General features: G+C 44.8%; 19 protein-coding genes and 1 pseudogene. 9 read left to right on the top strand and 11 right to left on the bottom strand.

Features of this window, described 5'->3' with window-relative positions; translation table 11 throughout:
• Positions 1–77: 77 nt before the first annotated feature.
• Positions 78–363 (top strand): annotated as a pseudogene (locus tag QUB10_RS24615) (RNA-guided endonuclease TnpB family protein); the annotation flags it as partial.
• A 45-nt stretch (positions 364–408) separates the two neighbouring features.
• On the opposite strand, the gene QUB10_RS24610 reads toward QUB10_RS24615, so the two are convergent.
• The 5 genes from QUB10_RS24610 to QUB10_RS24590 form a co-directional block, all read right to left on the bottom strand.
• Complete coding sequence (locus QUB10_RS24610; RefSeq protein WP_333205852.1) at positions 409–1944, bottom strand: ATP-binding protein; 1536 nt, start codon at positions 1942–1944, stop codon at positions 409–411.
• Between the two features lie 169 nt (positions 1945–2113).
• Positions 2114–7423: an ATP-binding sensor histidine kinase gene (locus tag QUB10_RS24605; protein WP_333205851.1), complete on the bottom strand. Its 5310-nt coding sequence runs from the start codon at positions 7421–7423 to the stop codon at positions 2114–2116.
• A 165-nt stretch (positions 7424–7588) separates the two neighbouring features.
• On the bottom strand, positions 7589–7741 hold the full coding sequence (locus tag QUB10_RS24600) for a hypothetical protein (protein ID WP_333205850.1): 153 nt from the start codon (positions 7739–7741) through the stop codon (positions 7589–7591).
• A 113-nt stretch (positions 7742–7854) separates the two neighbouring features.
• Positions 7855–12744, bottom strand: coding sequence for a CHAT domain-containing protein (locus tag QUB10_RS24595; protein ID WP_333205849.1), 4890 nt, complete (start codon positions 12742–12744; stop codon positions 7855–7857).
• 224 nt (positions 12745–12968) lie between these two features.
• Positions 12969–14093: an RNA-guided endonuclease TnpB family protein gene (locus QUB10_RS24590; protein WP_333205848.1), complete on the bottom strand. Its 1125-nt coding sequence runs from the start codon at positions 14091–14093 to the stop codon at positions 12969–12971.
• A 362-nt stretch (positions 14094–14455) separates the two neighbouring features.
• On the opposite strand from QUB10_RS24590, the gene QUB10_RS24585 reads away from it, so the two are divergent.
• Complete coding sequence (locus QUB10_RS24585) at positions 14456–14650, top strand: hypothetical protein (protein ID WP_333205847.1); 195 nt, start codon at positions 14456–14458, stop codon at positions 14648–14650.
• A gap of 97 nt (positions 14651–14747) precedes the next feature.
• On the opposite strand, the gene QUB10_RS24580 is transcribed toward QUB10_RS24585, so the two are convergent.
• Entirely contained in the window at positions 14748–15026 is a 279-nt protein-coding gene (locus QUB10_RS24580) for a hypothetical protein (RefSeq protein WP_333205846.1), read from the bottom strand.
• Positions 15027–15270: 244 nt separating this feature from the next.
• Between QUB10_RS24580 and QUB10_RS24575 the strand changes: the two genes are divergently transcribed.
• From QUB10_RS24575 to QUB10_RS24560, 4 genes are all read left to right on the top strand, one after another.
• Complete coding sequence (locus QUB10_RS24575) at positions 15271–16812, top strand: nucleoside transporter C-terminal domain-containing protein (protein WP_333205845.1); 1542 nt, start codon at positions 15271–15273, stop codon at positions 16810–16812.
• Between the two features lie 297 nt (positions 16813–17109).
• The gene (locus QUB10_RS24570; protein WP_333205844.1) at positions 17110–17715 is read left to right on the top strand and encodes a DUF3318 domain-containing protein; all 606 of its coding nucleotides are present in this window, start codon (positions 17110–17112) and stop codon (positions 17713–17715) included.
• 47 nt (positions 17716–17762) lie between these two features.
• Entirely contained in the window at positions 17763–18035 is a 273-nt protein-coding gene (locus tag QUB10_RS24565) for a hypothetical protein (protein WP_333205843.1), read from the top strand.
• Between the two features lie 2 nt (positions 18036–18037).
• On the top strand, positions 18038–18490 hold the full coding sequence (locus QUB10_RS24560) for an HNH endonuclease (RefSeq protein WP_333187966.1): 453 nt from the start codon (positions 18038–18040) through the stop codon (positions 18488–18490).
• Between the two features lie 145 nt (positions 18491–18635).
• Here QUB10_RS24560 and QUB10_RS24555 read toward each other — a convergent pair whose 3' ends face one another.
• A complete protein-coding gene (locus QUB10_RS24555; protein ID WP_332949470.1) occupies positions 18636–18893 on the bottom strand; it encodes a helix-turn-helix domain-containing protein in 258 nt (85 codons plus the stop codon).
• A gap of 139 nt (positions 18894–19032) precedes the next feature.
• Between QUB10_RS24555 and QUB10_RS24550 the strand changes: the two genes are divergently transcribed.
• On the top strand, positions 19033–19443 hold the full coding sequence (locus tag QUB10_RS24550; protein ID WP_333205842.1) for a hypothetical protein: 411 nt from the start codon (positions 19033–19035) through the stop codon (positions 19441–19443).
• 54 nt (positions 19444–19497) lie between these two features.
• Here QUB10_RS24550 and QUB10_RS24545 read toward each other — a convergent pair whose 3' ends face one another.
• Both QUB10_RS24545 and QUB10_RS24540 read right to left on the bottom strand, forming a co-directional pair.
• Complete coding sequence (locus QUB10_RS24545; protein WP_333205841.1) at positions 19498–21288, bottom strand: glycosyltransferase family 39 protein; 1791 nt, start codon at positions 21286–21288, stop codon at positions 19498–19500.
• A 116-nt stretch (positions 21289–21404) separates the two neighbouring features.
• Positions 21405–22622, bottom strand: a complete 1218-nt coding sequence (locus QUB10_RS24540; RefSeq protein WP_333205840.1) for a glycosyltransferase — start codon at positions 22620–22622, stop codon at positions 21405–21407.
• Positions 22623–22761: 139 nt separating this feature from the next.
• Between QUB10_RS24540 and cofH the strand changes: the two genes are divergently transcribed.
• Positions 22762–23907: a 7,8-didemethyl-8-hydroxy-5-deazariboflavin synthase subunit CofH gene (gene cofH, locus QUB10_RS24535; RefSeq protein ID WP_333205839.1), complete on the top strand. Its 1146-nt coding sequence runs from the start codon at positions 22762–22764 to the stop codon at positions 23905–23907.
• Positions 23908–23951: 44 nt separating this feature from the next.
• Here the strand turns inward: cofH and QUB10_RS24530 are convergent, their stop codons facing one another.
• Positions 23952–24614 (bottom strand): Uma2 family endonuclease, encoded by a 663-nt coding sequence (locus QUB10_RS24530; RefSeq protein ID WP_333205838.1) that lies wholly within the window; start codon positions 24612–24614, stop codon positions 23952–23954.
• A 165-nt stretch (positions 24615–24779) separates the two neighbouring features.
• Positions 24780–25043, bottom strand: a complete 264-nt coding sequence (locus tag QUB10_RS24525; protein WP_333205837.1) for a hypothetical protein — start codon at positions 25041–25043, stop codon at positions 24780–24782.
• A 215-nt stretch (positions 25044–25258) separates the two neighbouring features.
• On the opposite strand from QUB10_RS24525, the gene QUB10_RS24520 reads away from it, so the two are divergent.
• Positions 25259–25501, top strand: coding sequence for a helix-turn-helix domain-containing protein (locus tag QUB10_RS24520; protein ID WP_190745066.1), 243 nt, complete (start codon positions 25259–25261; stop codon positions 25499–25501).
• The last annotated feature ends 257 nt before the right edge of the window (positions 25502–25758 follow it).

Below are 25758 nucleotides of genomic sequence, written 5' to 3'. Positions count from 1 at the left end.
AGCTGGGTGCGGTGAAAATCGCACGCCCAGATCTAACTGAGAGGGGCAGGGAATAATATCCCTCCTCGACTCAACCTAGTTCACGGGCCAACTTTCTGGGTCTAGACCCAATTCCTGTTTACGGAAAAACTGATAAAGAGCCTGTGTTTACTGGTAAGCGGATTAAGCGAGGTTTGTACAAAACATCGGTTGGTCGGTTAATTAATTCCGATGTGAATGCAGCGTACAATATCCTCAGAAAAGCAATCCCAAATGCCTTCAGCTTTCTTGATAGGGAGCTGCGTAGTTGGGCCAATGCGGGTTAATCCGCTCAAAGTAAAAGTGAAGGGGGAGGGACTTGAAGCCTCCCATGCCTATAAATGACTATACTTTTACCAGCTATACGATCAATTCAGCCAGATAAGTTTTCTAGGCATTCGCTACGGTGGCGATCTTAGTGGAGCTACAGATAGTCGGCAGATCAATAATAAACTGCGTTCCCTGCTCTGGCGTAGAAATACACTCCAATTGACCGCAGTGTTTTTCTATCAGAATTTTTCTGCTGATGGACAATCCCATGCCTGTACCTTTTCCTATGGGCTTAGTAGTAAAAAAGGGAGTGAAAAGTTTAGCACGAACACTTTCTGTCATGCCCACACCATTATCAGCAATTGTTACCAGGATGTGGGAAGCCGAGCTAATGTTGTCATGCGAATTGCCGGGTACAACTTCAGTCCGAATCAAAATCTGGGGGTGACAACCTGCACCATCTTCTCTACTTAGCCGCTCTTCTAAAGCATCTATAGCATTCGCTAAAAGGTTCATAAACACCTGATTGAGCTGACCCGCATAACAGTTCACAAGTGGCAATGCACCATAGTCTTTTATCACATTAATAGCAGGTCGATCGGACTTAGCCTTTAGTCGGTGCTGTAAGATCATCAAAGTGCTATTAATGCCTTCGTGGATATCTACTGATTTAATTTCAGTTTCATCCAACCGCGAAAAATTGCGTAGAGAGTGAACAATATTGCGAATGCGTTCGATCCCTAACTGCATGGAAGAAAGCAATTTTGGTAAATCATCTATGATAAATGGTAACTCTCCATCTTCTATTTCATGGACAATTTCTGCTTCTGGTTGCGGGTAATACCTTTGGTAAAGATTCAACATATTAATGAGTTCTTTAATATAGTCGTTGGCGTGGGAGAGATTGCCGTAAATAAAGTTAACCGGATTGTTGATTTCATGAGCGACACCTGCAACTAATTGACCGAGACTAGACATTTTTTCACTTTGAACTAGCTGGAGTTGTGTTTCTTGCAGTTCTTTGACAAAATGTTCTAAAGCAAGAGATTTTTGGTGTTCTTTTTCTTCACTAATACGGAGTGCTTTCTCTACTTGTTCGCGTCGCTCTATTTCAGCCTGCAATTTATGACTTAGAGAAAAACTTCTCAAAGCTGTTAGCATCGTAGTGTATAGCTTTGATGTCGTTAATTCAGTTTTAGTTTTATAGTCATTAATATCGTAATTGATAATAATGCTTTTTTCAGGTACTTGTCCGGGTTGACCCGTGCGTAAAATAATTCGCACTAAATGATTGCCTAAAACTTCTCGGACATATTTAACCAAGTTTAAGCCAGCATCATCTGTTTCCATAATTACATCTAGTAAGATGATGGCAACATCAGGATTTTCTTGGATTAGCTGTTTAGCTTCACGAGCAGAGTAAGCATTAATGAAGGTTAAAGATTTGTTTTCAAAGACAAACTTCCTGAGTGAAATTTCGGTAGCGGTGTGAACTTGAGCCTCATCATCTACAACTAAAATTTTCCAACTTTCAGTCAGCTTTTCTTCTGTGGTTTCATCTGCAAACAATATCTCATCATTGGAGTCGATTGCTTCGGCAAAGTATACTGTTTCTGGAGATGGTTGAGTTAAGAAATCGTCAAAATCACTTTTCATTGCTGTACACCTTTATTTTTACTAATGTTTAGGTTTGAAGTTAGACAACCTGTTAAGAAAAAGGCAGAAGGGAGAAGAGTTACACAGCAACCTTTTCAGTCATCCTTATTTTACTTTTAATGAGGTGGACTTACTTAGTTATCTTGGCCCGGAAATCGGAATTGGATCTCTACATTGGTGAATCAAGTTGCATGGGTAATTTAATAATAAACTTGGTTCCTCTTCCCACCTCACTTAGACATTCAATTTCACCTTTTAGTTTTTGGGTGACTAAATTGTAGACAATATGTAACCCTAACCCACTGCCACCTTGACCACGCTTAGTGGTAAAGAATGGCTCAAAAATTTTACTTAAGTTTTCAGGGGGAATACCTTTACCTTCATCGGCGTATTCAAATCTTAGCCGATTACCTTCTTGCTCCCAATCAAAGATTAGTTCCCCAGAAATCCCTGGTTCGTAGGCATGAATCAGAGAATTGATTAGCAAATTTGTCACAACTTGGGACAAGGCTCCTGGATAAGAATCTATAGCTATTTTGCTATCTCCCTTAATTTTAAGCGAATGTTGGCTATTTTTCAACTTTGGTTTTAATTGTAATAAAATTTCATCAAGATAAGGTCTGATCTGGAAAGTACGTCGTTCTTCGCTAGAGCGATCTACTGCTACTTGCTTAAAGCTTTGAATCAAGGCTGCCGCCCGCTCTAGGTTAATTAGAAGTGCCTTACTGCTTTGGGTAGCAATATCGACAAACTCTTCTAAATCCGATCGCTTCATTTTGCCACTTTTATAAATAGATGCAAATTCTGTGGTATTTTCTGCCAAAGCTGAAGCAACCGTGACACCAACTCCGATGGGAGTATTAATTTCATGGGCAACACCAGCAACTAATCCTCCCAGAGATGCCATTTTTTCAGATTCGACTAGCTGAGTTTGGGTGGCTTTTAAAGCCTCTAGGGTGTTCGATAATTGTTGAGTCCGATCGCTCACTAATTGCTCTAAGTTTTGATTAAACTCCTGTAAATTTTTGTAAAGTTGAGCATTCTCAATGGAAATAGCAATTTGGGCAGATAAAAGTTTTAACAATTCTAGGCGATCCGTAGTAAAAGCCCCTTCAGTCAGGTTATTTTCCAAATAAAGAAGGCCAGTCAGCTTACCTTGGTGGAGCAGAGGAGTGCAAAGAATAGACTTCGGTTGAGTAGCTGCAATATAAGGATCGCGGGTAAATTGTCCCTCTTGAGCCGCATTATTTAACACCACATTTTCCTGAGTGCGAATCACATAATTGGCGATCGCACAAGCCAGCAAAGGAGTTCCCCCAGAAGCTGCTATCGGATTGAGAGGAAGCGAGCGCAGCACACTAACTTCATCCTCCTGCACCGAACCTTCCGCCTCAATCGCCCAGTTTCCCGCTTTTTCTAAAATCAAAAAACCTTTTTGCGCCCCCGCATTCTCGATCGCAATTTTCATCAATCTTTCCAGCAACCTACTCAAAACAATTTCACCCGAAATCGCTTGAGAAGCTTTCATCACAGTAGCTAAATCTAGCGTCTCACCCAAATTGCTGCTAGTAGTCGCCGTCGTTGTGCGGTTAACTTTTGTTTGAGTAGTTGTCTTCCCTGAAGTTCTCGCAATTAACTGGGGATACTTCTCCTCCAAACTCTCCACTTTACGTTTAGCCCCCCAGTATTGGTAGCCATAGTGAGCTTTAGTCAAATAGATGTGGGCAAATTCTTCTTTATCTTTCCCCAACCAGAACTTAGCAGCCAGTTCCGCCGCCAGCGCTTCATTCTGAATAAAATCACCCTCTCTAGCCTCAGCTATCGCGCGATCGTACAAATCCATCGCCTCCAAATCACGACCTGAAATTCTCGCCATTTCTGCCGCCACTAGCGAGAATTTATGTGCAAAACTTTCCGAGCAGTTGTCCGCCCAAACTTGGATTTGTTTCTGATTAGCTTCTAATTGCTGCCAGTAATCTTTTCGCTCCAATTCAGAAACCTCTGAATACAGAGCCGTTAAAATCAGACAACGGTAAAAATAATGGTGAGCACTAGAAATATGACCCATCAAATAATCAATCAGCTCAGCCGCGCGTTCAGATGCTTCTAGCGCCTCACTATACTGTTCGTAAAGATATAAAGTCTGCGCTTTTAAAACATAAAACTCGCACAGCGCGGCCATGCTTTTACGACTGTGGAAATTTTCTAAATGCTGTTTTTCGGTAACTTCATCCTCTTCGCCCATCAAATTTAAAATTGCTATTCTATTAGCAATAATTATATCAATTGCCCACAAATTTTTAGTTTGCTCGCAAAAATGGAGCGACTTGCCAATATCTTCCAAGAGATTATTCAAATTCATGCCTTGGAAGAAATAGGTAATAGTTTGAAACATCCGGTTATAACCCGTCCATTGCAAATTGCCCGATTGCAAGCCAACTTTATACCCTTCGTTATTAATTTCGGCAGTAGTTTTGAGCGGTCTCACCCAGCAGTTTAAGTAATTGGCAAAAATCACACTATCTTGGCAATTTTGAGACAAGTTATTTGAATTTTCGCTCAGAGTCAGAGCGAGTCTGCCAAACTCATAAGCCGATTGGTAATCCCCTAAAATTGAATTCAGAATAATTCCATAACATGAATAGCAGTAAGACCCTCCCGCTACAAAACCGTACTTGAGAGAAAGGTTAATCGCTTTAATCACAGTCAACTTCCACAGTTCTTGAGATGAAAAGAACGTTAGTGGGCCCATGTTACCCAATAATTTCATAGCCATTTGTTGATCCGGATTTTTCATCTTTTCGGCATGAATTAATGATGCAATTTCTTGGTTTGCCAAGTTAGCTGTAGCTGTCGCCATTTCCGCATTAACCGCCTCGCTTAAATTATCTTCATCCAAGTCTATGCCCAGCAATTGAAGGGCTTTTAATCCAGATTGAATTGCTGATTCATATTTACTTAGCAGAGTGTACTGCACGATCAAAATGTTGTAAACTTCGGCTTTTTCTATGTCAGATTTTGCCCGGGCAAATGCCAGTTCTATTAAAGCTTCTGATGCTTCAAAATTCCCGTTTAAATATTCGGCCTCTGCCAGCTCCTTATGAAAGGTAAAAGCTAGTTCGTAGGAGTCTTGCCAAATATCGCCCGGTAAAATTTCTCGACCGAATTTTAAATAATCTCTGGCAGCAGCATAAGCCGTTGCATCTTTGGCTTTGCGAGCGGCTGTTAAATTTAAAATAGCTAGTTCAGTTTTCTCGTGATCATCAATGATTAAATTCCGACCCGAATTCAAATGATCAGCAATTTCAAAAATTCTTTCGGCTCGTCGCTCTGGAGAAATATTTGCCAGTAACAGGCGACCAATTTGTAGGTGAATTGCGGTTTGCAGTTTTGAGTCAATCAAAGCATAACCTGACTGCTGCACGCGGTCATGCAAAAATTTATAAGTAGTAATTACTAAGTCTGAGTTAATTATTTCTGATTCGGTAGCACCTAACTCAGAAGTAGTTAGAATCAATCCCTCTTGGATGGCTGGCAATAGTTCTTGAAAGGTGGCTCCCCAAGATTTCTCATTAATAATTGAAAGAGTGTTTAAGTCAAAACTATTACCCACGCAAGCAGCCAAACGCAAAACTTGCTGAGTTGATGGGGGCAGTCTTTTCAATTTTCCAAGCATCAATTCAATGACGTTATCAGTAATACCTACTGATTCAATTTCTGAAATATTCCAATCCCAGTTTCTTTCATGAAAATTGAATTTCAGCAGGTTTTCTTGATAGAGAGTTTTGAGAAACTGATTGACAAAAAAAGGATTGCCTTGAGTTTTACTGACCACTAACTCGGCGAGGGGGAGCGCTGATTTTTGGTCTTTACGCACGGTATCAGTAATTAAGTTAACTATGTGGTGAAGGTGTAAGGGAGCTAAAGTAATTCGCTCGATTCTTGCACCTTCATTTTGCAGCTCGTCCAAAGTCATCATTAAAGGATGAGATGGGTTAACTTCGTTGTCTCGATAAGCACCAATTAGAAATAGATAGTTGGTTTGCTCATCTGCCATCATTACTTGCAGCAATTTCAATGTAGCAGAATCAGCCCATTGTAAATCGTCGAGAAAGATGACTAAGGGATAGTCAACTGAACAAAACACGCGGATGAATTTTTGAAAGACTAAATTAAATCGGTTTTGTGCTTCTGTAGCGCTTAATTCTTGTACGGTAGGCTGTTCGCCAATGATTAATCCTACTTCAGGAATGACATCTATAATGATTTGACTATTGGCGCCAATAGCTGCTAAAAGTTTTTCTTTCCAGGTATTGAGTTGGGTTTCGCTTTCACTTAAGAGTTGCTTGACTAATGATTGAAAGGCTTTGACAACAGCGGCATAAGGGATATTTCTTTGAAATTGGTCGAATTTTCCGGCAATAAAATAACCTCTCGCTTTAGTAATTGGTTTATAAACTTCTTGTACTAAGGCGGATTTTCCAATGCCAGAGTAACCAGATACTAGCATCATTTCGGTGCTGCCCCTGCTGACTCGCTCAAAGGCTGCTAATAAGGTTTCAACCTCTGTTTCTCTGCCGTAGAGTTTTTGAGGGATTTGAAACTTATCTGTAATATCTTTTTGGGCGATCGCAAAATCTGTAATTCCTCCCGTAGTTTTTAATTGTTCTAGGCATTCTTCTAAGTCAGCGATAATTCCCCAAGGGCTTTGATATCTGGCTTCAGCGGTTTTCGCTAATAGCTTCATCACAATATTAGAAACAGCTTTAGGAATTTCTCGATTGATTTGATGGGGCGGTACTGCTTGTTTAGCAATGTGACAGTGGATTAATTCCATTGCATCGCTGTAATCCCAGGGCAATTGCCCCGTTAGGAGTTCGTAAAAAGTGACTCCTAATGAGTAAAAATCAGTGCGGTAGTCTATCGCTCGGTTCATTCTGCCTGTTTGTTCCGGCGATATATAGCTCAGAGTGCCTTCTAAAACATTAGGATTTTTCAGGCTAGGATTTTCGCGCTTTAAAACAGTAGAGATCCCAAAATCTATAATTTGAACTCGCCCTGTGCTTGAGTTGATAATAATATTGCTGGGATTGATATCTTTATGAATAATTTTATGTTGATGAATTTCACCTAAAGCCCAGGTGATTTTAATAGCTGTTAAGAAAAACTCTTCTAAGGTAAGTTTGTGAGAAGCTAACCACTGCTTTAATGATTTTCCCCCACAATCCTCGAAAATAATAACTAAACTGTTTTGATATCTTTCTAAGCTGTAGGTTTTCGGGACAGTTTCTAGGTTAAGATTGCGTGTAATTTCATATTCCTGCTTGTATCTGACTAACGAAGCTGGCATCGGATAATCTTGTTTGAGAAATTTGAGAATTACCGGTTGCTTGTCTTGCTTTCTCAGTCCCCGGTAAACTAAAGAATTATTACTTTCATGGATTTGGTTGGTAATGTCGTAGCCCGGTAAGTTAATCATTCTTACAGCCTCTTGTCAGTATTAATACTCAATTATTTTTTTAGAAATTGTTAATTAATTAAGTAGATGTATCCTCTAATACATAATAATACCCGAAATTTTAATAAAAACTTAAGGTTTAAAATAAAAGTTATTTTTTGTTAACATTTCTTAAACATAAAACGGCTAAACCTTCGCGTCAGCAGTACGATCGCTCCAGAGTTTCCTGCAAAATCCGGCAAAACAGAGTGAAGTGCGATCGCCGTTGAGCTTCCTCAGAGATTTGGGCGCTGCATAATTAGAGTATGAATAGGGGGAATTACCATGTAAAAAATTCACAAATGATTTAGGATTGCTATACATTACCTAAAATTTCAGGATGTTCCAGTTCCTGCACTATTGATACCTTGATTCAGCAACGCCTCTTTTTCCTTCTTCATTCCACATCTTCATTACCAAGGATTGCCAATCATTGTAAAGGCTGCCCAATAATAAGGATGCGAAAGCACTCGATCGCCCCGCGCCGCAATTTCTGGAGGCAAAATTAGACCCCCAGAAAGCCCTTCGGCTCGCAACATCCCGTCTTGAATCCGCACGCGCCCCCGCAGCATCTCCAATTGCGCGCGCCGCAAAGCCTCCGCTTTAATCATCAAATTGCCACCGCGTCTGGGGGCCCGCAACTGCCGATAAAACTCAGTCATCAGCCCCAAAGTCCCATCATCGCTGACTTCCCACAAACTCGCTAAAGCGGATCTAGCACCGCTAGCTACCGCCAAACCCGCAAACCCCAACTCCGCCTCTTCGTCGCCCAAAGCGGTACTGCACGCGCTTAAAACTAACAGATTCACCGGCGGTTCATTCCACCGCAACTGTGGCATTTGATCGAGGCGTAATTTAGTATCCCACAACTGAATGTAAGAATTTTTCGGTTCCCCAGGCAGGAATTCGCTGTGAGTTGCTAAGTGAATGATGCCAAAAGGCTGATTTGCCCGCTGAGCTTGCAAATTTCCGAGAGTAAAATCTTGATTCAAAAATGATTTTCCTTCACTTGGCGGCGCGATCGACTCTAACTCCACCGGTACCGCTGGTAATGGCGCTTTATCTTCAAATACCGACGCCCCCATCGCCAACACTTCATCATCCGCAATATTGTCGTAGCCGATATCAGTCAAACTCAGACTCGGCATGACGCTAATACTGTATTGCTCAACTAAAAATTGTTTGCCATTGTGAAGAGCAGCAAAGGGCACACTCCGCAAACCTGCTGCCGGAATTACAATTAAATTGTCAATCTTTAAAGCTGTCAATTCTGAGGCCATTGGCGCAATTAACCAGCGATAAAGTTTTTGAGCCGAATCCAAATAACTAATGCTGCTTCTTCTTCTGGGATTAGTTATTTCGGTTTGCAGGGCATCCGCCAATTGCAACACCTGCCACCGCGTTGTCGCCGGAACTAGAACGCGCATCGGTTGAGCGTTAGCTGTGACTAACACTAATTCTAAATGCTCCCCGTTAGGAACATCGGGAATTTCTTGGCCCTGGGGCGACAACCTCTGGGCTAACTTATCTTCTAAGGGGCGATGGGGCCCGGAGGTGAGGTTTTTTCTCATAGGCAATAGATTAGATAAATCCTGACTTGCCACCAGCACTGAACCATTTTCTTGGGCTGCGGCTGCATCCGATCTCCTGAGCCAATTCATATAAATGATGGCAGATTTTGTCCCGGTAATTTGTTCGTTTTTGCGAAGATTTTCGTAAACCACCGATAGATTAGTAATCGGCTTTCTTGGGGGCAAGTCCAGATATTTTTCGTACTCGCGAGTAAAGGTTTGTTCAAATTCTAAAACTCCCGAACCGGCCGCATCTAATCTGCGAGAAGGAGCGAAAATATCCTGGCTCATTGCGGAATTTCTGTCTCGATTGGGCGATCGCAATTCAACTTGCAAAGATGCAGGAAGTGACAGCGCCGGATCTGGATTTACGGACTCTAGAGGCGGTGCGGGAATTGGTGAGGGAATTGGTGCGGGAATTGGTGAGGGAATTGGTGAGGGAATTGGTGAGGGAATTGGTGAGGGAATTGGTGAGGGAATTGGTGCAGGAGTAGAGGGCGCGGCCGGTGTAATTAGGGAAATCTGATTTGGTAAACTTCCTTGGGTGTAAGTTTGTCCAAAAGCAAAAGTGGGCAAAATGGCGTTTCCCACGCCAGCATTAATGCTTCCTCTGGTTCCATTGTCGATCGCGCCACCAACTACAAACGGTCGATCGCTACCGCCTCCGTGGCGAATTGCGATCCTCCCCGCCCCCGCACCTCCGGCAGTAGAAATACTCGAAGAATTGCCCGATATATCATCGTTGAAAACATTGTTCGATCCAAACAAACCGAGGGTTCTCACATCAACGCTGCCGCCGATGCCCCCAGTGCCGCCTCTAGCGTTGATAAAGCCCAACTGAATGTCACCAGTCGCGCTCAGGGAAACGCCCCCGCCGTTGCCGTTTGAAGTGCCGCTGGAGTTGAGATCGAGAGCGGAAATCCCCGCCTGCGAGGTGAGAGCAATATTTCCGCCGATCGCCCCCGAAGCGTTCAAAGCTCCCGCAGTTAAAGGGCCGGCATTGCTTTGGAGAGCGATCGCGCCTCCTGTGCCCGCCGATGACGAGTCGATCGCACCCGCAGCAACAGTATTCCCCTCAACCCGAATCCTCCCACCGTTCGAGGTAATATTGCCAGTCCGAACCTCCCCGCTTCCTTGCAGATTCACGCTGCCACCATCCGTCCTTAAATTACCCTCTAAGAGCACGTTTTCTGCCTTGATATCGGCTCCCAAAACGGCCGTGCTGTCCCCCCCGAAGCGAGCGGAATCTCGCGCGTTAACGCTCAAACTGCGCGCTGTAATTGTGGAAGCAGCCGTCACGCTAGCAGCGTCAGCCGAGAGCTGGCCCAACCTCTGAGTTTGACCGACTAGGCCGTCAAAAGTAATGTTGCCGCCAGCGCGCAGGGTCAAATTATTAGCCCGGCCCGGCGTGCTGTCGAGGGTATTGGCAAAAGTGATATTGCCGGTAGTGGCTGCTAGGGCGGCGGTGCGATCGACTGTGACGTTACTATTGAAAGTCATGTCGCCAGATGTCGCCATATTGCCGGATACCTCGGTACTGCGGGCGTTGACATTCAAACTCGCCAGCGGTGCAGCTTGACCGACTGTAGCGCCGAACAGCACTCGCCCAGCGTCTAGTCTCAGGGCGTGAGCTCCGTCTAGGCTACCGGAGAAGACAATGTTGCCGGTTGCTTCCGTGCTCAAAGCTACGTCAGCATTGAGGGATGCGTTTCCTGTAAAAGTGAGATCGCCGCCGGATGTGGCAATGTTGGCGTTGAGATCAGTTTGGGGCGCGTCGAGAGTCAAGCTAGCGCTGCCACTTGTTCTCAGGGGATTGTCGATCGCGATCGATCGCCCTTGAAGTGTCAGCGGGCTGTTGAAGGTAATGGGTGCGACGATCGCGATCGACTCGCTGCTACCGTTTTCGCGCCCGATCGCGATCGAGCCGAAATCCCCCGCCAAAGCGCCGAGATCCGTTGCCGTCAAGTCCAAAATGCCCAAAATATCGCCGGTGCCACCGATCCGAATTGCTCGGCTATCGTTGGGTTGCAAGCGAATTGTTCCCCCCGCACTGCTGACAGAATTGCTGCCGCCCCTCAAGTCAATGCCGTTACCAGTGATAGCGATATTGCCGCCGTTGGCATTAAGTCCGCCCAGAGAGATACTGCTGGCGAAAATGTTGATGTTGCCACCTTGAGTCTCGATTAAATCCTTGGGATCATTGACAACAAACACTCCGCCCGCTCTAAATGTTACGGTGTCTCCCGTTCTCGCTTGCAGGGAAAGTTTGTTATCGGGCAAGTTTTGGAGGGTGATGTAGCCGGGGGTTTCTAGAACCACGTTGCTGCCGGCCGCCATTTGTTCCAACTGCACTTCTGAGATCGATGTTTCATTTGGTTCTGGTGCCGATTCGAGTTCCCCGCCAGATTGCGCGCTGCTGTCACCGTTACCGCTGACGATCGTAATATTTGCCGGATCGAGCCACAAATTGCCGATCGCACCGTTAGTCGCGCGGGTATCGACCTCTCCTTGGAAAGTTAAAGCATTTTTGCCGGAAACTTCTACTGTTCCGCCGTTACCTGCGGCGATGCCCCCGCGAGCAGTAATATTGCCCAAGAAGCGAGTTATATTGTCTGACCAAATTACTGCAGTGCCGCCATTGCCGCGGTCGATCGCGTTTGCTGCGATCGTAGAATCAGGACTAACATAAGTTACCTGGGCGTTTGGCACTGGTTCCATCCCCTGGAAACCGCCTCCGACGCGCACAGTACCTCCGCCGTCAGTGCCGGAAGCATCGATATTTGCGCCGAAGAGTCCAACTTTTTCCCCTAAAATATTGACTGTGCCACCAGCATTCCCAGAAGGGCCAAATACATTTACAGAACCGGAGACGATCGCACTTCCGGCAACTGCGGGCACAGTTTGGCCGCCAGTCAGTACCAATTGACCTTGTTCGTTAGTGGTTAAACCTGTGGCTGACACTACGCCTGGGCCCGTCAGCAACTGAGGCAAAGAAACCGGGGCGATCGCCGATTTTTCTGACTGCAAAGACGGAGTAATTTCTAAACTCAATAAATTGCCGCTTTGACTGATACGGACTGCATTTTGTCCCGGAACAGCAGCCACAGTAATTTGACCGTTGGGTGCGGATAATTGTCCTGTATTAATAACGGTTCCACCGAGCAAAGTTAAACTTTGCCCGCTGCCAACTGCCAAGTTTCCGGCATTGACAATTGCACCGAGTTGTGAGTTATTAAAATTAAATTGATTAGGATTTCCCAGTAAAGCTTTGTAATCATTAATTCCGCTCGAATTAAACCAGCGATCGCCGAACCCAATACCTGTAGCAGTTGTCGCGAAAAAAGACCCCGGCACGTTTAATCTAGCATTTTGACCAAAGACAATTCCCGCCGGATTCATTAAGAATAAATTTGAGTTGCCGCCGCTTACAGAAATCAGACCGTTAATGAGGGAAACATTGTCGCCGGAAATCCGCCCTAAAATATTTTGAATATTTGGATTAGTTAGAAAATTAGCGATTTGACCTTCGCTGAGATTAAATTGACTGAAGCTGTGAAACAGATTGGCGCCGTTTCCTGACAGTTGTCCGCCACTAATGTCTGTGCGGTTTTGCTCGGAGTTAACAACAGTATTAGTGCCGTCATTTGCAGGAACGACAGATTGCGATCGAACTGCTAGCGGTAGCAGCCAAAAACCTAATGTCAAAATTAGAGCAGAACGAAAATAGGTCATTAGTCAGTTGTCAGTTGTCATTAGTCAGTTGTCAATAGTCATTAGTCATTAGTCATTAGTTAGTGGTTATTTTTCTTATATTTGTTGTTATTTGTTGGTTCCAATGACCAATGCCCCATGCCCCATGCCCCATTCTAATCTGCTTTGTAAAACTTATCTAAACTTACCTAAAGCCATCTTTAGACACAATTCGGAGTTTACTTCCTACGCTGTTGGGTAGACGGCTAATCCCAAGATAAGTAGGCTATCCCCCTGGCTGCCGAGGGTTTCCAATTTAAAATATTTAGACTTGCGTTCCAGTCCCGATCTAAAGATATCCCACAAACAGGACAGTCAAAAGTCCTAATACTTAGTGGCATATCTTTTTTAGTGCCACAATTAGAACAGGTTTTAGAACTAGGGAACCATTGATCGACTAGCACTAAAGTTGCTCCATACATTTTGCACTTGTAATCAAGTTGGCGCTTGAATTCGTAAAATCCTAGATCGGATATTGCCCCGGCCAGTTTGTGATTCGCCATCATGCCTTTAACGTTTAAGTCTTCAATCTTGATTAGCTTGAAATTTTTGGCTAAATAAGTTGTTAACTTGTGAAGAAAATCTAAACGAATACGAGCTATCCGCGCGTGAAGTCGGCTAATTTTATTGTAGGTTTGGCGCTGGTTTTGGGAGCCTCTTACCTGTTTTGATGCTTGGCGCTGTAAGGTAGCAAGTTTGGTTTTCGCACTGGCTATTAACGGCTTTGGTGCATCAAAGACCTGCTGATTTGACAGCGTGGCCGCATAATTAATGCCTACATCAATTCCTACAGAGCTTTCAGGTTGTCGAACTGGTAAACGTTCGGCGTCAACACAGAAGGAAACAAACCAACGACTTCCTTCTTTTGAAATCGTAAAAGTTTGAGACACGTAACCGCATTCTAGGGCTTCGTAGAGCCGAAAATTTCCCAAGGTAGGAATCTTAATGGTGCTACCAGCGTTTAGTAAAACTTTGCCGTTAGACGAATCGACTGTAAAAGACTGACCGGATCGGCGGCTAGCGAATCTTGGATGACCTGAAGAACCAGCGCGATACCGACTAAACGCATCTTTCAAGTCAATCAAAGCGTTTTGGTAAACTCGACTGGACAACTGGTTCATCCAAGCAAATTCAGGCTGTTTCTTGACGTAGTTAGTGAGAACTTTTTTAACTTCGTTGAGTACCTTTGAGTCTGTAAGTTTCCCCTCACTGTACATTTGAGTCCGCAAGCTTAACCCCATGTTAAATACCACGCGCCGAAATCCTGCGTGTTTTGCCATCAAAGTCGCTTCCCTATTATTCAATTTGAGCGCTCGTTTGACGGCAAACATGGTTAAACCTCGTCTCGGTAATTAACTGTGGATAAGTTTAGCAAACTATTTGGTACTTAAGTCCGACTCTTCTCGTTTTGATTTTTTTTGAGCTGTAATGTTCCGCCCCAGTGCCAATAAGCTTAAAAAGGTCGATCGAACACCGCCACCGCCGGAGGTCGATCGCACTCCGAAAGCACCCGTTGCCCGAATGTCGGAAATACAATGCAGATTTTATATTTATCTGCAGCCAGTGTGTTGACAAGATGCCCCCAGAGTCTTATGATTGGAGCACTGATTGGGTGGGACAGCAAAAACCCACACAATAACTGGCTCCTCTAATAAAGTTAAAAGCAAAATATTGATGCTTTTAGAGACCAACCATGCAAACTCAAACTTCCTCATTTCTAACTGAAGAAATAGTAGAGCGGATATTTTCGTCAGGCGAACTGACTCGCGATGACAGACAGCGAATTCAGTCAATGCTCTTAAATGAGTCGATCGGCGAAAATGAATTGAGCTTAATTGAAAGAGTCATGGAAGGCGTAGTCAAGGGAAGACTTGACGTGCTGAATTAGTTGATAACTGGCGCTAACCTATCTAAATTTAGGGTGCGCCATATACAACTTACCCTAATTTTAAATAAAATCGAAAATCGAAAATTCTGTCACCGTTCTAAAAATCATCATCTGAGTCATCATCCGAGTTCTCATCACGACGCACAAGTTCAGAAGGAGGCCTATCGTTACTCCATGCCCACCACACGCCGCCGCACTGGCAGCGGTAAAATTCTTGCCACTTGCGGCGGTTGAACTCGGTGTATACTGGCGATCGGCGATTAATCCAGACCTCAGCGGCATCCGTGCAGCTAGCGCCGCACTTGGGGCAGCAAAACTCATTAGCGTGAACCGCCGTCGCAGTCCATTCAGGAGGATGTGGAGCAAAAGCTTCCATGTGTTAGAGTTTCTATCTAAACTGCTGGTAATTACGGCAAATCAAGGGTGGCTAAAGATCCGCAGACTTCGGAATGACCTAAGCAATGACCTAAGCAATGACCTAAGCAATGACATAAGTACGCTGTTGAGTGCGTAATTCATCTGCCCGTTATTTTTTTTAGTATTTGCCGTCAGATGAATAGTATAACTGATGTGGTGCAAGCCGTCGATCGGCATTCTTAAGTATTTCAAGGACTAGGCTCATGTCTATCTACAATCTTATCTCGTTTCTGGGCATTTTTGGCTTATGTGCGATCGCCTGGATTTTTTCAGAAAACCGACAGTCCAAGTATATTCCCTGGCGCGTCATCATCTGGGGCATTGGCTTGCAATTAGTCTTAGGATTTTTAGTATTCCTGTTCCCCCCAACTCGCATCGCTTTAGAATGGTTTACTGGCTTACTGGATGGAGTATTCACCGCTGCTGACGCTGGAGCGCGATTTGTATTCGGGAGCAATGTGGTACCGATACCTGGTAAAGATCCGGCAGTTAATTTAGGTTATATTTTTGCCTTTAGAGCTTTACCGACAGTCATCTTTTTTTCTGGCCTCATGGCCTTGCTATACAACATCGGCGTGATTCAAATTATCACCGAACTTTTTGCCAAAATCTTTTATATGACAATGCGGTTGAGCGGCGCGGAAGCCCTCAGCGGCGCGGCTAATATTTTCGTAGGAATTGAAGCGGCAATTGTCGTCAAGCCTTATTTGCCGAAAATGACTCGTTCGGAACTTTGTGCAATTCTCTCTTGCTGTTTTGGGACGGCCGCTTCTTCAACTTTAGCAATTTACGTTAGTTTTCTAAAGCCAGTTTTTCCCAATATTTTAGGGCATTTAGTTTCAGCCTCAATTATCGCCATTCCCGCTTGTTTTGTCCTATCCAAAATCTTAGTACCAGAAACAGGCGTGCCGCTGACAATGGGCGGCATTCCCAAGGAAGAACCGAAGCCTAAAGGCCGCGAATTTGTGGGCGAAGAAATTTCGGACATGGAGCGCGAAGAATTCAAACAAGAGACTGTTGGGGGAGAGCCAATCGAACGAGTCAGCCCTTTGGATGCAGCGATTATTGGCGCATTGGACGGTGTAAAAATGGCTGTGGCCATTGCCGCTGTTTTGATTTTAATCTTAGGCTTAGTTTCCTTAATCAATCAATTCTTTGGTTGGCTGGCAATTTTGCCCGGCCCAATTGGTGGCTTTTTCAAAGTTGTCACCTTAGCCAACATTATGGGATTTTTATTTTATCCCCTGACGCTATTAACAGGAGTGTCCATTGACGACTCTTGGCAAGCATCAGTAATCATCGGTCGCAGGCTGTTAGAAACAGCGATTCCGCCCTATCAAAGTTTAGCAGAAGCATCGGCAAAAGGACTGGTGAGCGATCGTACAGTTTTAATTGTCAGTTACGCGCTTTCCGGCTTCGCCCACCTCGCCTCCGTCGGCATATTTGTCGGCGGTACGATCGCCCTAATTCCATCCCGCCGCAAAGACATTTCCGAACTCGGTTGGAAAGCATTATTTGTCGGCACTTTAGCGACAATGATGATCGCTTGCATCGCCGGCACCTTCGACACCGGAGACGCCAGCATTTTAGGCGCTAAAACGGCCCCTGCTGCCCCGCTAACAGCCCCTGATTCTCTAAAATCACCGCCATCCCCAGCCGCGAATTCAAAGCCGTCAGTTGCCCCAGCAATTGCCAGTCCGAAGCCTTCGCCCAACGCCGAAAAAGTGGCTCCGAAAGCTCAATAATCTCCCTCTCCCGCATCCAAGAAAAACCCTTAATTATCTTCTAAGAACTTGTAGGGGCGGGTTTTTCCAACAATATTTAACTCCCGTCAAAAATCCACATAAACCCGCCCCCACACAACCCATAACCTACATCAACTTTGATTTCGATCGCATCAGCCCTTTGGTGGGGGCGGGTTTACGAGATTGTAGGTTTTAGGCAATTTTTGTCTGTAAAACCCGCCCCTACAAACCCCTGATATTATTGTTTTTTAGGCAGATGCAATCACCAATTACCAATTATCAATTATCCTAAAATTTATGAATCCCGACCCAGAAATTCGCCGCCTGTTAGATGTGATGCCCGCTTCCGGCCGCATGATGTGTAAAATTATTAATAAGCCCCAACAATCAACGGTAATTGACTGCGATTTTCCTTTGCCTTGGAATCAATCTCGCCCGATTTATATTAATTTTGATTTGTGGCGGCTGCTATCTAAGCCGCAGCGGGATTTACTGCTATTGCGGAATGTAAGTTTTCTATGCAATTTTAAGTGGTTTAAACCGGATATTTATCAAGGTGCGGCTCTGGCGGGAATTGTGGGGACTGTTGTAGAATTGTTGCAGGGAGATGCGATCGGCACTGCGATCGCGGGCGGTTTGACGGGACTGGCGATGACTCGAATTTGGCGCGACAACCGCAGTTCCCAAGTAGAGTTAGATGCTGACGAGGGGGCGATTAGAGTAGCGGGAAGGCGTGGTTACAACGAAGCGGAAGCGGCCGGACATTTGCTGGGGGCGATCGAGGCTGTGGCGCAAATTGAAGGGCGCAGTTTGGATTTTAATGAGTTGATTCGGTGTCAGAATTTAAGGGCGATATCGGGTATTTCGGCAGTGGGGGTGCCCGATAGTGTGAGGAAAGATTGAAAAAAACCTAGATATAATCAAGATGGAAACCCATAAAATCCACAACTATGCTAATCCTGCCAAAACTGGAAAACCTGCGCGATACTCTACCTATAGAAGGAGCTGTCGGAATTGAATTAGTGGAAGGCATACCAATTTTTAAAGCCTCCACTGCGGTCAAAAATCGTATCCAAGAACTGTTGGACAAACAACAAACTTTGCCCCTCAATCCTGACGAAGAACAAGAACTCAATCTTTACGAAGAAATCGACGATTACCTCAGTTTTGTCAATCGGACTGTCCGCAATATTTTCTTGGGGCAGATTCAGCCTACTTTGTAGAAATGTCCGCTCGCCGTCAAATACCAGAAAATATCCAAAATCAAGTTCGTCAGAGAGCCAACTGTCTGTGCGAATATTGTCATGCCTCCGAACAATGGCAGTACGTAGAGTTTACTATCGAGCACATCATTCCATTAACTAAAAATGGGACTAACGATATTGACAATTTGGCACTAGCTTGCTTTCACTGCAACCGCAAGAAATCTGATAAAACTAGAGCGATAGATGCTCAGTCAGACGTAGAAGTACCGTTGTTTAACCCCAGACAAGATAGTTGGAGCGAACATTTTATTTGGTCTGCCGATGGATTATCTATAGTTGGTTTGACTCCAATTGGACGAGCTACAGTTACAGCATTAGTCTTAAATCGAGAGAGAGTCATTAATATTCGGGCCGCTGACAAAGCTATAAAACGACATCCACCTGCAGGCGATTTAATTCAGTCAGAAAGTTGAGCATACTGAGAGTGACTCAAACTTTTAGGGGCTACCTCTGCCACAAAATTTGTACTGCAATAAAAGATCGATTCCTGCGGTAAGCTTCGCTAACGCACTTATTTTAATTATTTTAATCGAAAGTGCGATCGAGCGATCCCTCCCCCTATGACTCCTCCTCATCTACTCGCCGACTGAGATAATCCGGCAACTCATCAAAAGATACCCCCACCAAACGGCAAAAATCCCTCATTTGCCGAACAGTCATCGTAGGTTCGTCTCCCTTTTCCCATCGCCGCACCGACGAAGCCGACACCCCCATCCGCACAGCCAACTCTTCTTGGCTCAAGTTAGCGTCCTCTCGCAGTCTCCGAAAAGGCAACTCATTTTCTGGTTGCCGTTGACGTTGCCTTTTTTTTACCATATTATTTTAACTATTCAAATTAACCGCTTAAATTAAGCGGTTAGTGGCACAGCCATAGCCAAAACAGACTGCACTAAAAATCAAAGGTGCAATTCTGTCACTTTTCTATGGGCAAACATACCCAATTTACAATACAGCCATGAACACCCCAGAAACTGCGAATGCCTGGATTATTTACCGACTCCTGCCCAACTTTCAGCGCTTACCCGTCGCGCAATTTCGCAGCCGCAGCGAAGCAGAATCTTCCCTGAAAGTCATCCGGCAAATGCTACCCAATACCGAATTAATACTTGCTTTCGAGGTTGGGCCAGAAAGTCCAACTACCGAACCCACTCAGCCCCCTGCTAAAGAACCAAACTTGCCAACTTCAGTTAACCGAGAACTCTTGAAACTTTTCATTATCAGTTCTCGTCCTGTTGTTTCCCGCGTCATTCATTCTTTTCACCGCGATAATTTTGCCTGCGTTTCTGACTGGAGTCCGCTTGTCCCAACTCAAAATCCAGGTGAAGTGATGAGCGTCTTAATTAAACATTTGGCTGCTGACTCTTAGTGACGGTCTAGTTACCGCCTTGGTAGGGGCAATCCCTCCGCGATCGCCCCTTACCTATGAGCTAGAACAATGATAAGCTTGATATTCATACCCATCCACCGCAGGCAACTCGCGCGATTCAACCTGACATTTTTGTGCTTCTAGATTGACAGGTGCGCGAAAATTAACCAACCACAAATCAAGCGGGCGTTCTAATTGACTGAGTGTTTTATAAAGTGTCCCTGCCACAATTTCGGGCCCATCCCTTCTCTGATTAGCCAAAAGAAACAGCGGAGAATCAAAGGCTTTAACTTCTTCTTTCTTCCTAACATCCGTAACATCCGTTACATCCGCTACAAAATCCGTTGCCGAACTTCTTTCCCATTCCCACCCTATCCCCATCAATTCTCCTATTTCTACATGAGTCTTTTGAGTAGTGGCAATTAACACGGGAACTTTCGATAATTCGCGGATAATCGGAATTAAAAGGTCTGGTTTGTAATATTTGCGATAGCCGAGATTGGAATTTACTGTGACACCGCTAAAAAAACCCATTACTAAAATTAGCACCACTGCTTTTTTGCCCGGAACTTCGATCGCCCGTAAATTAAACCATTGACTTTTTGCTATAGGTGTGTTAAAAATAACCGCCAAGGTTGCTCCTAAAAGCAATATTACTCCCGGAAAGTAGACGAAATTGTATCGAGCCCCGCGAGTTAGGTCAATCCCCAAAATATATGCAAAGCTGAAAAATAGGAAAATTGCTCCTAGCACAAATCCGCCGAAAATAACAGTACCTAAACGAGTATCGGGCGTTGTTAAGGACTTTTTAAAAGCGCCTCGCAGGATGGGAAGCACCAATATAAAAAATATTGTCATTACGATCGCCGATGCAACTACTACTGCCAAATTTGGCGATTCAATCGGCAGCAGAGAGATGACAGTAATCCATCCAGCTAAAGCTTGAAAAATCGGATTAACCCAACTTAAAAATGTGCGATCGCCGCTGACAATCCAATTAGTTAGTTCGCTGCCGTATTTATTTGACAAAAATACCGGCAGCCAAACTAAACCGCCAGCCAAAGTACCTATCGCTACTGCGAAAAGCCGCCAGAGGATTGGAAATTGCCAAATATTAGGCTGCTGGCTGTTGTCAATTGGCAACTTTCCATTAAAATGCTGCCAGATTACAGCAATTAATGCTATTGCTTCCGCACACAAAGTCAGTGCAAAAAAGTAGTGAGCCGCAATTCCTAAACAATTAACAACTACCCAAAGCAGGACAGCCCAAATAGGCAGGGTAGCCCGCTGTTGCAGCTTTTTTGCAGCTAATGTGAGGCAAAAAAGAGAGGCAATAACTAATAAGATTCCTAAAGTGTAATGGCGAGCTTCTTGAGCGAGATAAATGCCGTAGGGAGAAACTGCCATCATCGCGGCCGCACATTGACCGACTAAACGAGAACTAAAAGCAAATTTGCCCAAAAAGTAGATAGCTGGAACTGAAATCACACCTAATAATGCAGGAAGAGCTCGCCCAATCCAAACTAAACTATCCTCGGTCGGCCCAAACAGTCGCATCCACCAGTGGGCGAGCATAAAATACACTGGTGGATGGTTGCTTTCTAGCAGCAAATGGTTGAGGACATCTGCAATCCCAGCACCGGGGCGCAATTGTAGCGGTTGTAATAATGTAGAAAGATCGATCGCGCGATCGAGATGCACCCCTCGAAAACTGTTGCCCAAACTAAACACTAGAGTCGAAAACTCGTCCGTCCACAGCGGTTTCGAGTTTAAATTGGCAAATCGCAAAATAAAGGCGATCGCCGTCCACAGCAATAGCAACAACAGTTGTTTGTTCTTAATCATTAATTCAGTCATTCAAAGGCATAGGGAAGAAGAGTCATTAGTCATTAGTCATTAGTCATTAGTCATTTTATCAATGATCCATTACTAATTACCAATTACCAATTACCCATTACCCATTACCTATCTACTTCCGTTACCCGCCAGCTCAACTTCATATTGATCCAGAAATTCCACAGAGTCACAGCCGCGATCGCAATTAAGTTAGCCAAATATTCATTCATCCCAAAAACATTAAACAGCAAATTAACCAGTAGCACATTCAAAATCAAACCCATCAAGCAAATGGTATTAAATTTTAACAGCCGTTTCAATTGCTGGCGCTTTCCTGGCTGCCGCTTAGAAATATCCCCAAAAGTCCACAAATCATTCCATAAAAAGTTACTGATAATTGCACATTCAGCAGCAATGATCAGACTGCGAGTCAGCTCCCAATTGAGGAGATCCCGCAGCACGTACAAAACCCCCATATTTACAAATACGCCGCTGAAACCCACGATGCCAAACCGCAGAAACTTGCCCATCGGCCAGCGGGCAAACCGCAACCTCAGCAAATGCCGCAAATACTCAATATACTGTTTCCAGGTAACTTTGCTCTCCCCTTCTTGCCGCTCCTGAAACACGTAACCAACTTCTCCAATCCAGCGGATGTCCCCTCTGCCGAGCACTTCAATCAAAATTTTGTAACCAGCAGGATTCATGATTTTGCCCGCTATGCAATTCCGGCGCACCATAAAATAGCCACTCATGGGATCGGAAACTCGGCCCACCACTCCCGGTAGGATCACCAACCCCACGGTTTGAGCGCCCCGCGATAAAAATCGCCTGACAACGCTCCAGTCGCTCACCCCGCCCTCGGCGACGTGGCGGCTCGCAGCGGCCAAATCGGCGCCCCGCTGAATTTCTGCTAAAAGCTGCAACAGCGTCTCCGGGGGATGCTGCAAGTCGGCATCGATGACGCCCAAAACCTCGCCCCGAGCGGCCTGCCACCCGCGAATCACCGCTGTGGAAAGTCCCCGCTCGTCTTCGCGGCGCATCACCCGCAATTGCGGATATTCCGGTATCAGGGACAGGGCGACTTCCCATGTGCGATCGGGGCTGTTGTCATCGACTACAATTAATTCGTAGTTGCCGGGAATACTGCCATCGAGCAAGTGGCTCAATTTTTCCACAATACTCTTGACATTCTTGCACTCGTTGTAGGTGGGAATGACCAGGGAAAAATAAATTGGCGGTGTGCCTGCGTCTGTAAAAGTTGAATTGAAAGTCTGTACAGCAGGAATTTGCAAAGGCCCAGACGGCACTGGCAAGAGGTGATTGGCTTGGTTTATGCCCATAATTTCAGTTCCCAAAAAGTAAAGGATGGTTTTGTAAGACTTGAGATTTTAGAAGATCGTTCCTCCATAATTGATTAGTTAAAATATAAAAACGCCTTAATTCCAGGCAGCAATTCAGTAGCTTAGCTAAAAAAAAACTGTGGATGCAATTCTCGATCGAGCTTTACAAGGTTATAACATTTCTTCTGCAGAGGCATTGGTACTTTTGCAGCAAACAGAGCCAGACGCGCGAGCTTCTATCCAAACAACCGCTGATTTGCTCCGCCGCCGACAATCAGGGGATACTGTCACCTACGTTATCAATCGGAATATTAACTTTACTAACATTTGCGAGCAGCATTGCAGTTTTTGTGCATTCCGCCGCGACGAGAAAGATGAGGGCGCTTTTTGGTTAGACGCAGCTCAAATTCAGGAAAAGGCAACTGATGCAGTGCAGCGGGGTGCGACGGAAATTTGTATGCAGGGGGGCCTAAACCTTCAAGCTAAGCTGAACGGCGCATTTTTACCTTATTATCTGCAATTGGTTAAAACTATTAAGGATAAGTTTCCTCAGTTGCACTTGCACGCTTTTTCGCCCCAAGAAATAGAATTTATTGCCAGAGGAGATAATCTTAGTTTCAGCTATGTAATTTCGGCTTTGCGGGATGCGGGAGTTGGTTCGATGCCGGGAACTGCGGCGGAAGTTCTCGACGATTCTGTGCGACGGGTGATTTGCCCGGAAAAACTAAATTCTGCAACTTGGCTAGAAATTGTGGGAACTGCTCACAGTTTGGGTTTACCGACAACGAGTACGATGCTTTGCGGGCATATTGAGACGGCAGGGCAGCAGGTTTTGCATTTAGAAAAAGTGCGATCGCTCCAACAAACTGCGATCGACCAAAACTATCGAGCACGCATTACAGAATTTATTTTACTACCATTTGTCGGACAGGAAGCACCGGCACCTTTGCGGAGTCGAGTCGGCCGCGACCAACCAATTTTAGCAGATACATTGTTACTCACCGCTGTATCGAGAATCTTCTTGGGAAATTTGATTTCCAATCACCAGCCGAGTTGGGTAAAATTAGGTTTAGATGGAGCTACAGAAGCGCTGAAATGGGGCTGCAACGACATCGGCGGCACTTTGATGGAAGAGCACATTACAACGATGGCCGGTGCGGTTGGCGGCAGTTGTCAATCTGTGGAAGATTTGCAAAATGCGATTCGTTCTTTGGGCCGGGATTATCAGCAAAGAGATACAATTTATCGACCTTTAGGGGTTGACAATTTGGCAGTAAGTGTGTGATTTTTTGGATGGGAAGTGCGAAGCCCGTAACGTCTCCTACGAGTTTAGCCGTTAGCGAAGCCCTCGGAGAGGATCGCACTTTCAAATTCTTCTAGCGCTTGCAAATTTCCCACCTGCCAAGCACGTTCCACTGTAGCAGGAATCAGTTGGGCGATCGCGATTTCTGGAAAATTCGGACTCATATCGGATTCTACATACTCTCCATCTTGCAGCAAATAAATGAGAAGTCTGCCACTGTCATAAACCCATACTTCGGGAACTCCAATCATTTTATAGGCATCTATAGTAGTTTTAGAAGTTACATCCGTCTCAATTGCTAAATCCGGCGGCGGAGCGTCGGGTTGCAGTCTGCGGCAGCCGATCATCCGTTGATAATTTAGAATGTAAAAGCAAGCATCAGGTTCAACTCCTGCTGCACCTTCCCGTTTGAAAGTAGTAGAACCAAAAGGTTGGTATCTTCTGCCCGCCGACTTGAGTAAAATTTTGACAATATCAGAGATTAAATCTCTGGGAATTTCGTGTTCTGGTAAAGGAACCATAATTTCTAAAGTTTCTTTGCTGTAAGCAACTCGTGCCGAGCGCTTTTCTCCTAATTCCTGCAAAATAGACTCAAATTCCAGCCAAGTTATATTGGGAATAGTTACGACACTACCGGGAGAAAGCGTTATTTGGCTAACGGGTTTTAGGACGGGGGTGATAACAATCATAAGCTGAATAGGGAGCTAGTTGTTAAGTTTGTGCCAAGGGCAGGCAGGATGCCTACCCCACAAGAGTTTTTGGATATATCTGTTGAGTTTAGCACGGGCAACCAGAAGAGATTCGCGATCGCACTTTTGACCCAATTCTAGAAAGATCGATCGCACATTTAGACTTCATTGCAGGCGGATTAATTTCACTAACAGACTCATGATTTCTCCCTGATCGGGTGTAATAATGATGCGATTGTCGGGAATGGCGATCGGATGAGTCCAGCGAACAGCTTCCTCGTAGCGCAATGCGTGCAGTTGGTGGATAGTTCGCCGTACACCCAGCGGCGAACCGATGATGACGTGACGGACTGCTTCGCGATCGGCCTCAAAGGTTTGGTTGATTAAAACATTGGGCGATGTTTGGTTCGATGATGAATCTTGCAACATAGCTTTGACTAATAATTTTGGATAGGTTTGATGCTTTGTAACGGTAAAACCGCGTACAATAACAAGTTGAAAAAAAGACAGCAATTCCCCTACAGCACAAGTGGCTTAGCTGGTGCTGTCTAATCTCTATTAGATTAAATCTAAATTAATTTATGGTAGATGTCAATCACTTTAGGTAAAAGTCAAATAAATTAATATAACTTAACAAATAGCCTATGGAAACCTCAGAAAGAGCCGATCGATCGCCCCTAATGCGACTGAGAGTTCAGCGGTTTATGACTCAAAAGCAGCTAGCAGAAGCACTTGGCGTTACGGAAGCGACGGTAAGCAACTGGGAAGCTGGGCGATCAGTACCGAAGCTAACGCCTGTTCAATACAAGAAGTTGCTAGAGATTCTGCAAATTACCTCTGCTGAATTACCAGACCAATTTGGTTTTCCCAGCGATGCTGATGGATAGAAAATGGAATATTATAATTGAGGCGTTTTATTTAAACGAACTCATACAATGTTTTGAAAAAATGCCTGTTCCACAACCTATCAATTTCTTGTGGGGTGGGCCGAAAAGCCCGCCCAAAGCAACAGGCAAGATGCCTGTTCCACAACCTATCAATTTCTTGTGGGATGGGCCGAAAAGCCCGCCCAAAGCAACAGGCAAGATGCCTGTTCCACAACCTATCAATTTCTTGTGGGGTGGGCCGAAAAGCCCGCCCAAAG

The organism is Microcoleus sp. B5-D4 (genome assembly GCF_036705145.1).
Lineage (GTDB): Bacteria > Cyanobacteriota > Cyanobacteriia > Cyanobacteriales > Microcoleaceae > Microcoleus.
This window is presented reverse-complemented; position numbering and strand designations above follow the sequence as displayed.